The sequence below is a fragment of the Burkholderia sp. LMU1-1-1.1 genome (assembly GCF_040675865.1).
Lineage (GTDB): Bacteria > Pseudomonadota > Gammaproteobacteria > Burkholderiales > Burkholderiaceae_D > Rugamonas.
In genome coordinates, this window is the sequence record NZ_JBEGHG010000020.1 from 25,527 (window position 1) to 38,760 (window position 13,234).

Genomic DNA, 13,234 nt, shown 5'->3' on the forward strand with positions numbered 1-13,234 from the left:
CAGACTTGACCCCCGAGTTTATTTGGCGTGCGACCAGATGAATCGCACGCCATCGCTGCCGTCCGGCAGCGGCCCTGGACTGTCCGCCACCACCTTCCTGGTCTGCGGATCGATGCGCAGGTAGCGGTTGTTCGCGAGCGACATCAGCACCAATTCTCCCGTCGGCGTTTCCATCCATTGGAAACTTTGCGCCGCGCCGGGTTCGCCGGTCTGCAGGCTGACACCGCCCTCCTTGTCCACCGCCAGATAACGCACGCCCGAGGCCAGCGCCACGCGGCCCAGTCCCATATCCTTTACCTCGAACGCTGTCGGCGCGGAAGCGGACAGCTTTGCTCCAGCGACGGCAAGGCCGGTTTCGGTTTTGTAAGAGGCCAAGCTAATGGATTTGCCGAAAGGAATCGCACGCATCAGGCCGCGCGGCATCGGCTCCGCGATGTCGACACTGTCGAAATCGGCGTATCCACCTTCCGCGCCAGTGACGTTGTAATGAAATAGCGCATAGCGCACGCCTTGGAACGTCTTGAGCTGGAACACCATCGTCCAGGCGCCGCCGATGTCGATGAAGCGTTTGCCGTCCACCGAATAACTGAATCTCGCCTGCTCGGTCAGAAAATCACAGTCGGCACGCAGCCAGATTCGTTTGGCGTCCAGCCGAATCCGTGTGGTCTGCCCGCTGATCTGGTCGAATAGCGCGACGTTCAGGCCTTCGGCGGTTTTTGCGACGCCGAGCGTGGCGTAGGGCAGATTCAGCAACCCGAGGCCGGCGACGTCGCCCTCTTTCATCCCCGCAAGGTCCAGCGCGACCGTCGGTGACGATACCGGCCCGATCGCACGCTGGGTCAGGCTATTGCGCGCGTCCCAAAACGATGTCGCCGGCAAGGAATGCAGACGCAGGAACCCCGGCCGCTGCGTCAGCGACCATTTGTTCTCGACCGGGACGTGGTTCCATTGCCAGATCGGCTTCAACTTCCCACTGGAGAAGTCGTCGCTGCGCTCGTACGGCACATGGATCGGTTGGGCCGCGGCGGTCTTCGGTTTGACCCAGGTGCGCGGATTGCGCCCCGGATTACCCGGCAAGCCGAAGTACGGCCAGCCGTCCTTCCATGTCACCGGCGATAACGCGGTCAGGCGACCGACCGAGTTGTAGTCCATCATCGAAAAGCCCCACCACTCGCCAGCCGGCGTGAGCACGATGCCGCCCTGGTGCAACGTCGTGGCGTCGCCGGCCCCAGGCTTGGGCCGGTCGATGACGAACGGCGGCTTGGCGTCCTTCATACGGTTGCCGCGCGCCAGGCCGAAGCCCTCGTCCACGCTGATCGCCCGGTTCACCTCGTAGGGGCCGTAGACGTTGTCGGCGCGCGCGGCCGGCATGCGGAATCCGCCGGCATAGTTGGCGCTGAGGATGAAGTACTTGCCGTCGATTTTATAAAAGTGCGCGCCCTCCCCCATGCCGTCGTCCTTGTCGAACAGGGTTTTCTCAGAACCCGGCACGATGTCGGTCAGATCGTCGTTGAGGCGGGCTACCTGCATGGTCTGGTGCCCCCAGACGGCGTACGCTTTGCCATCGTCATCGAACAGCACCGACAAGTCGTGCAGGCTGCGTTGCATTTCGTGATGTTTCCACGGTCCGCGCGGGTCGGTCGCGGAGTAAACCTGTGTCGCCCGGCGGTTGATGTTGGTGAAGATATAGAAAGTGCCGTTATGGAAGCGCAGGCTGGGCGCCCAAATCCCCTGCCCATAAATCTCCTTGCCCTCCTCCAGCCGGAACTGCGGGCCGAAATCCAGCTTGGGCGCGGCGTAGCTGAGGAACTCCCAATTGACGAGATCCTTCGACCGCATCACCGGCAAACCGGGCATCGCGTGCATGGTGGTGCCGGTCATATAGAACCAGTCGTCGACACGGATCAGGTCAGGATCGGAAAACTCGTCGTAGAACAACGGATTGGTGAACGTGCCATTGCCGTTGTCGGCGGTCCAGGTCGCGCCCTTGAAAATGGACGGCGCCGGCTCGGCAGCGAGCACCGACTGCTGACCCGCCGCAGCCACCACACATGCCGCGCCGACCAACCATGCGGCCAGCCGGCGAAGTTTTCGGTCGCCCGCCATGGATGCATCCTTCATATTGTCCCCTCCTGTACGGCGTTTCGGCCGTGATTCACATTGCGAAATGTTATACGCAATCATTTTACAGGGGTTAGGTCTGGAGCACGACTTTTCGCCCGCTCCGCCATTTGGAAGATCATGGTGGCTGTGACACAATGTTGTCCAACCCATCATCAGGAGCCGCCGTGTCCGCACCAACCTTCCCCGCCCAATGGCAAGGCCTCGTCGATCAAGCCGCGACGGCGCTGCGCGCGTTGGCGCTCGACGAATCGGCCAAGGAAAAATTCTGCAACGACCCGCTGCTGCGCGCTTACATGCACAAGGTGTCGCAGCGCTACGTGGCGGGCCAGACGGTCGCCGAAGCGCTGGCGCGCGTCGAGAGCATCATCGCGCAAGGCCATGCGGCCTCGGTCGAATACATGGGCGAGAGCGTGCGCGACGAAGCGTTCGCGATGGCCGAGACGGAGGTGTTCATGGAACTCACGCGCGCGGTCGGCCAGCGCAACCTGAACTGCTCGATCTCGCTGGACCTGTCGCACGTCGGGTCGATGGTGGACCTGGAGTTGGGCTACCGGAATCTGCGCCGGGTGGCGCTGGCGGCGGCGGAAATCAACCGCGAGGTGATGATCTCGATGGAAGGCGCCGACCGCGCCGACGACATCTACGCCGTCTATGCGCGGCTGCACAAGGAGGACGGCTTGCACAACGTCGGCATCACGGTGCCGGCCAAGCGCCATCGCACCGCGCGCGACCTGCCGCAGTTGATGAAGATTCCCGGCCGCATACGACTGGTCAAAGGCGCGTTTCTGGAGTCGGCGGAGATCTCCTACGACCGCAACAGCCCCGAGCTCGCGGCCGCGTATCGCCGGTACGCGGGCGAACTGCTGCTGAGCGGCCACAAGTGCTCGATCGCCACGCACGACCGCGCGATCCAGGCCGACCTCAGCGAACTGATTCTGAAGGAGCGCATCGATCCGCGCTGGTATGAATTCGAATCCTTGATCGGCCTGGGCGCCGACAACATCGCCGGACTCAAGGCGCGCGGCTTCCCCACCCGCGAATACGTGGTCTTCGGCGAAGAGCATTTCCTCTACGTGCTCAACCGTATCGCCGAGGAACCGGTGCGGGTGTATCAGGCGATTGTGGATGTGATGGGCACGCCGGCGTGAGCCGGCGCCTGCGTAACGGCGTCAACAACGATTCGATAAGGAGACCCATATGTCAGATTTCACCCATGTCAGATTCACGCTTGCCGTGCTTGACCTGGCCAAGTCCACGTACTACTACACTTCGGTGCTTGGTCTGGAGATAGACTTCACGGCGCCCGGTTGGACGTTTCTGTCCCGTGGCAGCTTTCGGGTGATGCTCGGCGAGTGCACGGACGCCATTCCGCCGGCGGAGCTGGGCGACCATTCGTGGTTTGGGTATGTGACGGTGTCGGACGCCACCGCCCTGTTTGCGGAGTACCAGGCCGCCGGCGCCGAGTTCACGCAGACGCTGGCGGACAAGCCGTGGGGCATGCGCGAGTTTGGCGTTCGCACCATCGACGGCCATCGCATCATGTTCGGCCAGGAGCTCTAGTCATCAATGAAGGCGGAGTTCGACCAGTGTCGAGATGGCTGCCTCGGCCTCGCGGACCGAGCGGGCTGACGGGCGGGCTCCGGCGGCGACGGCCCAAGCCAGCACCCAGTGGCCGGCGATGATTTCCTCGGCGGCCGTTTTTGCTTGAAGCATGCGGCGTGCAGCCTCGTTCATACGTTTCACGGCATAAGCTTTGCGGGTATTTTTGATGGGAGCGATAACGATGGATGTCATGGCAGACCTCACTGTAAACATCCCCCTTTTACGCAACGCGCACGAAAATGGATTCAATTCCAGTGAAGAAACCATAGCCGCGGTTCCACGTAGGGCGGATTAGGCGGAACGCCGTAATCCGCCATTTATGAGCCGTCGGCGGCGCATGCATGGCGGATTACGCTGCGCTAATCCGCCCTACGTGTCTCAACGTCAGATTTGACGTCAACGAACGATGCCAGCTTAGAACTGGTCCTCGCTCAACGCCAGCACGCCGGCGCTGCCGTCGATAATGGCGGTGCGCAAGCCCGACGATTGCGACAGGATGTGGTCGGCGAAGAAGCGCGCGGTGGCGATCTTGGCTTTGTAAAAAGCAGCGTCCCCTTCGTTGGCGTCGAGCTTCCGCTGCGCGATCACGGCGGCACGCGCCATCTGCCAACCACCCAGCACGATGCCAGCCAGCTTCAAATACAGCACGCTGCCCGAGAACACGCCCTTGATGTCGCTCTTCATGTTGGCGACGACGTACTCCACCACCGCCTCCAGATCCTTGCTGCCAGCCGACAGCTGCGCCAGGATCGCCTTGAAGTCGGCCGAGCCGCCGGCGGCCAGCTCCGCTTCCGTCGCGCGCACTTGCGCGATGATGCCCTTGGCGACAGCGCCGCCGTCGCGCACGGTCTTGCGGCCGACCAGGTCGTTGGCCTGGATCGCGGTCGTGCCTTCGTAGATCGTCAAAATCTTCGCATCGCGATAGTGCTGCGCCGCGCCCGTTTCTTCGATGAAGCCCATGCCGCCGTGCACCTGCACGCCATCGCGCGCAACGTCCTGCGACATCTCGGTCGACCAGCCCTTGATGATCGGCACCAGATATTCGTACACCGCCAGACTGGCCTTGCGCGTTTCCGCGTCGGCGTGGCTGTGGGCGACATCGCTGATGCCGGCGCCGACGTAGGCCAGCGCGCGCGCGGCCTCGGTCTGCGAACGCATCGACATCAACATGCGGCGCACGTCAGGATGGTGGATGATCGCCACCGGACCGGCCGAGCCGGCCAGATCGCGCGACTGCACGCGGTCCTTGGCGAACGCCACCGCCTTTTGATACGCGCGCTCGGCCAGGCCGATGCCCTGCAGGCCGACGCCGAAGCGCGCCGCGTTCATCATGATGAACATGTATTCCAGGCCGCGATTTTCCTCGCCGACCAGGGTGCCGATGGCGCCGCCATGGTCGCCGAATTGCAGCACGGCGGTCGGGCTGGCCTTGATGCCGAGCTTGTGTTCGAGCGAGACGCAATGGGCGTCGTTGCGCGCGCCGATCGATCCATCGGCGTTGACCAGGAACTTCGGTACGATGAACAGCGAGATGCCCTTCACGCCGGCGGGCGCATCCGGCGTGCGCGCCAGCACCAGGTGGACGATGTTTTCGGAGAAGTCGTGCTCGCCGTAGGTGATGAAGATCTTGGTGCCGAACACCTTGTAGGTGCCGTCGCCCTGCGGCACGGCGCGGGTGCGCACGGCGGCCAGGTCGGAGCCGGCTTGCGGCTCGGTCAGGTTCATGGTGCCGGTCCATTTGCCCGACACCAGGTTTTCCAGATAGATGGCTTTCTGCTCGTCGCTGCCGGCCGTCAGCAGCGCTTCGATCGCGCCGTCCGACAGCAACGGGCACAGCGCGAACGAGATGCTGCCCGCGTTGAGCATTTCGATGCACGGCGTCGCCAGCAGCTTGGGCAAGCCCTGGCCGCCGAACTCCACCGGATGCTGCACACCCTGCCAGCCCGCCTCGCCGAAGGCCTTGAAGGCGTCCTTGAAGCCCTTGGACGTGGTCACCTGGCCGTCGTGCCAATAGCTCGGCTCCTTGTCGCTCGGATGGTTCAGCGGCGCGATGACGTTGCTGACGAATTTCGCGTTCTCCTCCAGGATGGCTTCGGCCGTGTCCGGGGTCGCGTCTTCATTGCCCGGCAGCGCGTTGACGCCGGCCAGGTCCGCCAGTTCGTTCATCACGAACAGCATGTCTTTCAGGGGTGCTTGATAGGGCATCTTATGTCTCCAAGAAAAAAGCCACGGCAATCCGGCGGTGCCGGATCAGCGTGGCTCGGGTGCGCTCAGGCTGTATCAGCCCAGTTCTGCGACCAGTTGCGGCACGATTTCGAACAGATCGCCAACGATGCCGTAGTCGGCAACGGAGAAGATCGGTGCTTCCGGATCTTTGTTGATCGCGACGATGGTCTTCGAATCCTTCATACCGGCCAAGTGCTGGATCGCGCCGGAAATACCGACGGCGATGTACAAGGTCGGCGCGACGATCTTGCCGGTCTGGCCCACTTGCCAGTCGTTCGGCACGTAGCCGGCGTCGACCGCTGCGCGCGAGGCGCCCATGGCCGCGTTCAGCTTGTCGGCCAGCGGTTCCAGCACCTTGAAGGCGTCGGCCGAACCCATGCCGCGGCCACCGGAAACGATGATCTTGGCGGCGGTCAGTTCCGGACGGTCCGACTTGGCCAGCTCGCGGCCGACGAAGCTCGATTTGCCCGAATCGCCGACGGCGGTGACGGTCTCGGTCGCGGCCGAGCCACCGGTGGCGGCGGCGGCGTCGAAGCCGGTCGAGCGCACGGTGATGACCTTGATCTTGTCCGACGATTGCACGTAGGCGATGGCGTTACCGGCGTAGATCGGACGCTCGAAGGTGTCCGGCGAATCGACCTTGGTGATTTCGGAAATCTGCGCCACGTCCAGCTTGGCGGCCACGCGCGGCAGGATGTTCTTGCCGTAGGCGGTGGCGGGAGCCAGGATGTGGCTGTACGAGCCGGCCAGCGCCAGCACCTGCTCGGCGACGTTCTCGGCCAGGCCGTCGGCGAAGTGCGCGGCGTCGGCAACGATGACTTTCGACACGCCGGCGATCTGCGCGGCGGCCGCCGCGGCGGCGCCGGCGTTGGAACCTGCGACCAGCACGTGCACGTCGCCGCCGCACTGGGCGGCCGCGGTCACGGTGTGGAGGGTGCTGCCCTTCAGGCTGGCGTTGTCGTGTTCTGCGATGACTAATGCGACCATGATTGTTCCTTTAGATGACTTTGGCTTCGGTGCGCAGTTTTGCGACCAGGGTGGCGACGTCCGGTACCTTGATGCCGGCCGAGCGCTTGGCAGGCTCGACGACCTTCAGGGTTTTCAGGCGCGGGGTCACATCGACGCCCAGGTCTTCCGGCTTGGTCACGTCCAGCGGCTTTTTCTTCGCCTTCATGATGTTCGGCAGGGTCACATAGCGCGGCTCGTTCAGGCGCAGGTCGGTGGTGACGATGGCCGGCAGCGTCAGCGCCAGGGTTTCCAGGCCGCCGTCCACTTCGCGGGTGACGGTCACTTTGCCGTCTTCCAGCACCACTTTCGACGCGAACGTCGCTTGCGGCCAACCCAGCAGCGCGGCCAGCATCTGGCCGGTCTGGTTGGAGTCGTCGTCGATCGCCTGCTTGCCCAGGATGATCAGCTGCGGCTGTTCCTTGTCGGCCAGCGATTTGAGCAGCTTGGCGACGGCCAGCGGTTCCAGCTCGACCGAGGTCTCGACCAGGATGCCGCGGTCGGCACCGATCGCCATACCGGTACGCAGGGTTTCCTGGCACTGGGTCACGCCGCACGACACCGCCACCACTTCGGTGACCTTGCCGGCTTCCTTCAGGCGCATCGCCTCTTCCAGCGCGATCTCATCGAAAGGGTTCATCGACATTTTGACGTTGGCGATATCGACGCCAGTGCCGTCGGACTTGACGCGAACCTTGACGTTATAGTCGACCACGCGTTTGACGGGTACCAAGACTTTCATAGCTATGCCTTTGGGAAAATGTATAAATGTTCGGGACTAAATGTGGGCTAGATTATATGAGAAATCCACCGCGCACAAGAAATTAAAGCACGATCGTGCGATTTTTCGCTAGTAGAAACCGTCTAAAAATCAGTTTTCCTAGACGGCGGTTCTACAGGGAAGGGTGACGCAGGGAGGGGCGGCGCTTATTTGCGCTGCATCAAAAAGACGAACTCGCGTCCGGTTTGCACGTGGGACAGCAGCGCGTTGCCGGTTTGTTTGGCGAACGCCTGGAAGTCGCGCACGGAACCGGGGTCGGTTGCCATGATACGCAGCACTTCACCGCTTTGCAGCTCGGACAAGGCTTTTTTAGCCTTAAGAATCGGCAGCGGGCAATTCAGGCCGCGCGCGTCGAGTTCTTTATGGAATTCCATGATTTCGTTTTCAAGTATCGTGTCAGTCATCAAGAACCCGCTAGTTTGTTAAGCACTTTCGCAATACTACTCCAATTTGTGGAGCTTGACGCGCTGCACCAAAATAGTTCATTGCGCGTTGCAAGTTCGCAACGGGAACTTGCGATTTCACAATAAGTCTGCTTAAACAACAGCGGCCCGCGCTTGACACGCGGGCCGCATCGGTGCTGCATTACAGCCGTGGTTGCAGGCTGCAAGCCGCTTTAGTTACTTTGACGCACGTTCGCCTACCCATGCGGCGACACCGGCCAGCGCGGCTGGCAAACCGCTAGGATCGGTACCGCCGGCCTGCGCCATATCGGGGCGGCCGCCGCCTTTTCCGCCCACTTGTTGTGCAACGAAGTTCACCAGCTCGCCGGCCTTGACCTTGGACGTGGCATCCGCCGTCACGCCGGCGATCAGGCTGACTTTGCCGTCGGCGACGCTCGCCAGCACGATGGCGGCGGTCTTCAGCTTGTCCTTCAGCTTGTCCATGGTCTCGCGCAGGCGGGCCACGTCGGCGCCGTCCAGCGTGGCCGCCAGCACCTTGATGCCGTTGACGTCCACCGCTTGCGTGACCAGCTCGTCGCCCTGCCCCGAGGCCAGTTTCGACTTCAGCGCGGCCAGTTCCTTCTCCAGCGCCTTGACGTGGTCCTGCACCTGGCCGATACGCGCGGTCAGTTCCTCGGGATTCGATTTCAGCGCGGCCGCCGCCTCCAGCAGACGGCGGTTCATCGACTGCACCAGCGCCAGCGCGCCCTCGCCGGTCACCGCTTCGACGCGGCGGATACCGGCGGCGACGCCGCTTTCCGAGATGATCTTGAACAGGCCGATGTCGCCGGTGCGCTGCACGTGGACGCCGCCGCACAGCTCTTTCGAGCTGCCGATGTCGAGCACGCGCACTTCGTCGCCGTACTTCTCGCCGAACAGCGCCATCGCGCCGTGCTTGACGGCGTCGTCGAACGACATGTGCTGCGCCTTGGTCGCGTGGTTTTCCAGGATCTCTTTATTGACCTTGGCTTCCACTTCGGCGATCTGCTCGGCCGTCAGCGGCGCGTTGTGGCTGAAGTCGAAACGGGTTTTGTCCGCGTCGACCAGCGAGCCTTTTTGCGCCACATGGCCGCCCAGCACTTCGCGCAGGGCTTTGTGCATCAGGTGGGTCGCCGAGTGGTTGCGGATGGTGCGCGCGCGCTTGCCCTGGTCGACGTCGGCGCTGACCGCGTCGCCCACTTTGAGCGAACCGGCGGACAAGGTGCCGTGGTGGCCGAACACGTCGGCCTGGATTTTCAGCGTGTCGTCGACGTTGAACGCGGCGGCGCCGGCAGTGATCGTGCCCTGGTCACCGACCTGGCCGCCCGATTCGGCGTAGAACGGCGTGGTGTCCAGCACCACGATGCCCGACTGGCCGGCCGTCAGTTCTTTCACCGAGGTGCCGCCCGTGTACAGCGCCACGATCTTGCTGGTGGCGTGGCTCAGGTTATCGTAACCGACGAACTTGTTCTTCTCGCCCGAATATTCGACCTTGCTGTCCTTGACCGATTTGCCGCCCTTGCGCGACAGCTCCTGGCTTTCCTTCAGGGCGGCGTCATAGCCTTCCTGGTCGAAGCTGATGTTGCGTTCGCGGCAGATGTCGGCCGTCAGGTCCGGCGGGAAGCCGTAGGTTTCGTACAGGGTGAAGGCGGTGGCGCCGTCGATGCCGGTGCTGTCCTTGGCCAGCTGCGCTTCCAGCACTTTCATGCCGGTTTCCAAGGTCTCGCCGAAACGTTCTTCCTCGGCCTTCAGCATCTGCGCGACGCGGTCCTTGGCTTCTTCCAGCTCGGGATAGGCACCGCCCATCTCGATCGCCAGATCGGCCACCAGCTTGTAGAAGAACGGTTTGGTCTGGCCCAGCTTGTGGCCATGGCGCAGCGCGCGGCGGATGATGCGGCGCAGGACGTAGGCGCGGCCTTCGCTGCCCGGAATCACGCCGTCGACGATCATGAACGCCGAAGCGCGGATGTGGTCGGCGATCACGCGCAGCGACTTGTTTTCCAGGTCGGTGGCGCCGGTTTCGCGCGCGGCGGCCTTGATCAGGGCCTGGAACAGGTCGATCTCGTAGTTCGAATGCACGTGCTGCAGCACGGCGGCCAGGCGCTCCATGCCCATGCCGGTGTCGACGCACGGCTTCGGCAGCTTGTGCATCACGCCCGCTTCGTCGCGGTTGAACTGCATGAACACCAGGTTCCAGATTTCGATGAAGCGGTCGCCGTCCTCGTCCGGCGAGCCTGGCGGGCCACCCGGAATGTCGGCGCCGTGGTCGTAGAAGATCTCGGTGCACGGACCGCATGGGCCGGTGTCGGCCATCTGCCAGAAGTTATCCGAAGCGTAACGCGAACCCTTGTTGTCGCCGATGCGGATGATGCGCTCTTTCGGCACGCCCACTTCATTGGCCCAGATGTCGTAGGCCTCGTCGTCTTCCATGTAGACGGTCACGGTCAGCTTCTCGGCCGGCAGGCCGTACACCTTGGTCAGCAGCTCCCAGGCGAAGTTGATGGCGTCGCGCTTGAAATAGTCGCCGAAGCTGAAGTTGCCCAGCATTTCGAAGAAGGTGTGGTGGCGCGCGGTGTAGCCGACGTTTTCCAGATCGTTGTGCTTGCCGCCGGCGCGCACGCAGCGCTGCACGGACGTCGCGCGGGTGTACGGGCGGCTGTCGGTGCCGGTGAACACGTCCTTGAATTGCACCATGCCGCTGTTGGTCAGCAGCAAGGTCGGGTCGTTGCCAGGTACCAGGGAGCTGGAACGGACAATCGAATGACCCTTGGATTCAAAAAACTTGAGGAATTTGTCGCGGATTTCAGATGATTTCATGTCGTGAGCAGAGGTAGCTGGCAAATGCAAAGGGTTGATTATATATGACCCCGCCAGCGGAAGGGTTGCCAGGCGGGGTTGTCAGGAAAACGTCGGGCCGATCAAATCGATGCGGTCGGTGCAAAAGCCGTCCACGCCCCAGGACAGGATCTCCCTGCCCCGCAAGGGATCGTTGACGGTGTAGCAAAACAGGCCGTAACCGCCGGCCTTGATCGCCCGCGCCAGTTCCGGGGTCAGGTGCTTGTGGTTGGTGTGGATGGCGACGGCGCCCAGTTCCCTCGCCTGCGCCTGCCAATCGTCCGGAATCCGGTCCAGCAGGTAGCCGCGCGGCAGGTCCGGGGCGGCGTCGCGGGCGGCGGCCAGCGCGTCGAAGCTGAACGAGGATAGCAAGGGGATGGCGGCGGGGTCGCCGGCGGCGATCTCGCCGGTATAGCTGTCGCGCGTCACGGTGGCCACCCAGCGCCCCGTTTCGGTCTCGAAACCGTCGGCCGGCTTGATTTCCACGTTCATCCAGATGCGCTGCGCCTTGCAGTAATCGATGAATTGCGTGTAGTACGGCACCGGTTCGTCCTTGAACTGCTGGCCGAACCAGGCGCCGGCGTCCATCGCCGCCAGCTCGACGGCGTCGGTGTCGGGCACGCTGCCGCGCCCGGCCACCGTGCGGCCGAAGTCGGCATCGTGCATCACCATGCCGATGCCGTCGCGCGACAGCATCACGTCGAACTCGACCGCATGGAAGCCGTAGGCCAGGCCGGCGCGCAGGCCGGCGACCGTGTTTTCCGGCGCCAGCGTCCCGCCACCGCGATGTGCAACAATTTTAGGATACGGCCACATGATGAATACCTCCGGCGTCAACCCCACACCCGCACCAGAGGGGTCGTACCCAGTGGGGTACGACCCCGGGCTGCGCGGGGTGCGGGGTAAATATTTGTTATAAAACCAACTCCCACCCTATCACGAATGCCGCGCAGACACTACACTGGCGGCCTGATAGGATTACTCAAAAGGTTAGACATATCATGACAGCTCAAAAAGCGTTAAGCCACATCCGCGTGCTCGATCTGAGCCGGGTGCTGGCCGGCCCCTGGTGCTCGCAGAACCTGGCCGACCTGGGCGCCGACGTCATCAAGATCGAACGCCCCGGCGCCGGCGACGACACGCGCGCCTGGGGCCCGCCCTACGCCCGGGACGCCGACGGCAACGACACCACCGAGGCCGCCTACTACCTGGCCGCCAACCGCGGCAAGCGCTCGGTCACGGTGGACATCGCCAGCGCCGAGGGCCAGGCGCTGCTGCGCGAGCTGGTCAAGCATTGCGACGTGGTGCTGGAAAACTACAAGGTCGGCCAACTGAAACGCTACGGCCTCGACTACGACTCGCTCAAGGCCATCAAGCCGGACCTGGTCTATTGCTCGGTGACCGGCTTCGGCCAGGACGGCCCGTACGCGCACCGCGCCGGCTACGATTTCCTGATCCAGGGCATGGGCGGGCTGATGTCGGTGACCGGCGAGCGCGACGACCTGCCCGGCGGCGGCCCGCAAAAAGCCGGCGTCGCGCTGACCGACCTGATGACCGGCATGTACGCCACCATCGCCATCCTCGCGGCGCTGACGCAGCGCGACCGCGACGGCACCGGCCAGTACATCGACCTGGCGCTGCTCGACGTGCAGGTGGCGATGCTGGCCAACATGGGCAGCAACTACCTGAACAGCGGCAAGCCGCCCAAGCGCTGGGGCAACGCCCATCCGAACATCGTGCCGTATCAAACCTTCGCCTGTTCGGACGGCTACATCATCGTCGCCACCGGCAACGACGGCCAGTATCAAAAGTTCGTCGAAGCGGGCGGGCGCGGCGACCTGGCCTTCCACGAGCGCTACGCCACCAATCCGCTGCGCGTGAAGAACCGCGACGAACTGGTGCCGCTGCTGGCGGCCATGGTGCTGACGCAAAGCCGCGATTTCTGGATCGACACGCTGGAGGCCGTCGGCGTGCCGTGCGGCCCGATCAACAACCTCGACGATGTCTATCAAAATCCGCAGGTGCTGGCGCGCGAACTGGTGATGGAGGTGCCGCACCCAACCGCCGGCAAGGTCAAGCTGGTGCGCAGTCCGATGCGCATGTCCGGCGCGCCGGCCGACGCCGCGTCGACCTTGCCACCGCCGCTGCTGGGCCAGCACACCGACGAAGTGCTGCGCGACTTGCTCGGCCACAGCGAAGCCGACATCGCCACCCTGCGCAACAAAGGAGTTCTTTAAGC

At 63.5% G+C, this 13,234-nt stretch carries 11 protein-coding genes; 3 read left to right on the forward strand and 8 right to left on the reverse strand.

The window, feature by feature from the left end; all coding sequences use genetic code 11:
- Window positions 1–18: 18 nt before the first annotated feature.
- On the reverse strand, window positions 19–2,121 hold the full coding sequence (locus MRBLMU1_RS17535) for a glycoside hydrolase 43 family protein (RefSeq protein ID WP_363503648.1): 2,103 nt from the start codon (window positions 2,119–2,121) through the stop codon (window positions 19–21).
- A 167-nt stretch (window positions 2,122–2,288) separates the two neighbouring features.
- Between MRBLMU1_RS17535 and MRBLMU1_RS17540 the strand changes: the two genes are divergently transcribed.
- Both MRBLMU1_RS17540 and MRBLMU1_RS17545 read left to right on the forward strand, forming a co-directional pair.
- Window positions 2,289–3,272, forward strand: a complete 984-nt coding sequence (locus tag MRBLMU1_RS17540) for a proline dehydrogenase family protein (protein ID WP_363503650.1) — start codon at window positions 2,289–2,291, stop codon at window positions 3,270–3,272.
- A 49-nt stretch (window positions 3,273–3,321) separates the two neighbouring features.
- On the forward strand, window positions 3,322–3,684 hold the full coding sequence (locus MRBLMU1_RS17545; protein WP_363503652.1) for a VOC family protein: 363 nt from the start codon (window positions 3,322–3,324) through the stop codon (window positions 3,682–3,684).
- 3 nt (window positions 3,685–3,687) lie between these two features.
- On the opposite strand, the gene MRBLMU1_RS17550 is transcribed toward MRBLMU1_RS17545, so the two are convergent.
- The 7 genes from MRBLMU1_RS17550 to ugpQ all read right to left on the reverse strand — a co-directional run bounded on the left by MRBLMU1_RS17550 (window position 3,688) and on the right by ugpQ (window position 11,811).
- Window positions 3,688–3,918, reverse strand: a complete 231-nt coding sequence (locus MRBLMU1_RS17550; RefSeq protein ID WP_363503654.1) for a hypothetical protein — start codon at window positions 3,916–3,918, stop codon at window positions 3,688–3,690.
- Between the two features lie 222 nt (window positions 3,919–4,140).
- Window positions 4,141–5,931: an acyl-CoA dehydrogenase gene (locus MRBLMU1_RS17555; RefSeq protein WP_363503656.1), complete on the reverse strand. Its 1,791-nt coding sequence runs from the start codon at window positions 5,929–5,931 to the stop codon at window positions 4,141–4,143.
- Between the two features lie 75 nt (window positions 5,932–6,006).
- Entirely contained in the window at window positions 6,007–6,939 is a 933-nt protein-coding gene (locus MRBLMU1_RS17560) for an electron transfer flavoprotein subunit alpha/FixB family protein (RefSeq protein WP_090315758.1), read from the reverse strand.
- 10 nt (window positions 6,940–6,949) lie between these two features.
- Window positions 6,950–7,699 carry an electron transfer flavoprotein subunit beta/FixA family protein gene (locus tag MRBLMU1_RS17565; protein ID WP_363503658.1) on the reverse strand — a complete coding sequence of 250 codons (750 nt, stop codon included), beginning with the start codon at window positions 7,697–7,699 and terminating at the stop codon, window positions 6,950–6,952.
- Window positions 7,700–7,884: 185 nt separating this feature from the next.
- Window positions 7,885–8,112 (reverse strand): sulfurtransferase TusA family protein, encoded by a 228-nt coding sequence (locus MRBLMU1_RS17570; RefSeq protein WP_036623531.1) that lies wholly within the window; start codon window positions 8,110–8,112, stop codon window positions 7,885–7,887.
- Window positions 8,113–8,358: 246 nt separating this feature from the next.
- Window positions 8,359–10,977: an alanine--tRNA ligase gene (alaS, locus tag MRBLMU1_RS17575; protein ID WP_363503660.1), complete on the reverse strand. Its 2,619-nt coding sequence runs from the start codon at window positions 10,975–10,977 to the stop codon at window positions 8,359–8,361.
- A gap of 81 nt (window positions 10,978–11,058) precedes the next feature.
- Window positions 11,059–11,811 (reverse strand): glycerophosphodiester phosphodiesterase, encoded by a 753-nt coding sequence (gene ugpQ, locus MRBLMU1_RS17580; RefSeq protein WP_363503662.1) that lies wholly within the window; start codon window positions 11,809–11,811, stop codon window positions 11,059–11,061.
- 185 nt (window positions 11,812–11,996) lie between these two features.
- Here ugpQ and MRBLMU1_RS17585 point away from each other — a divergent pair, with 185 nt between their 5' ends.
- Window positions 11,997–13,232, forward strand: coding sequence for a CaiB/BaiF CoA transferase family protein (locus tag MRBLMU1_RS17585; RefSeq protein ID WP_363503664.1), 1,236 nt, complete (start codon window positions 11,997–11,999; stop codon window positions 13,230–13,232).
- Window positions 13,233–13,234: the final 2 nt, after the last annotated feature.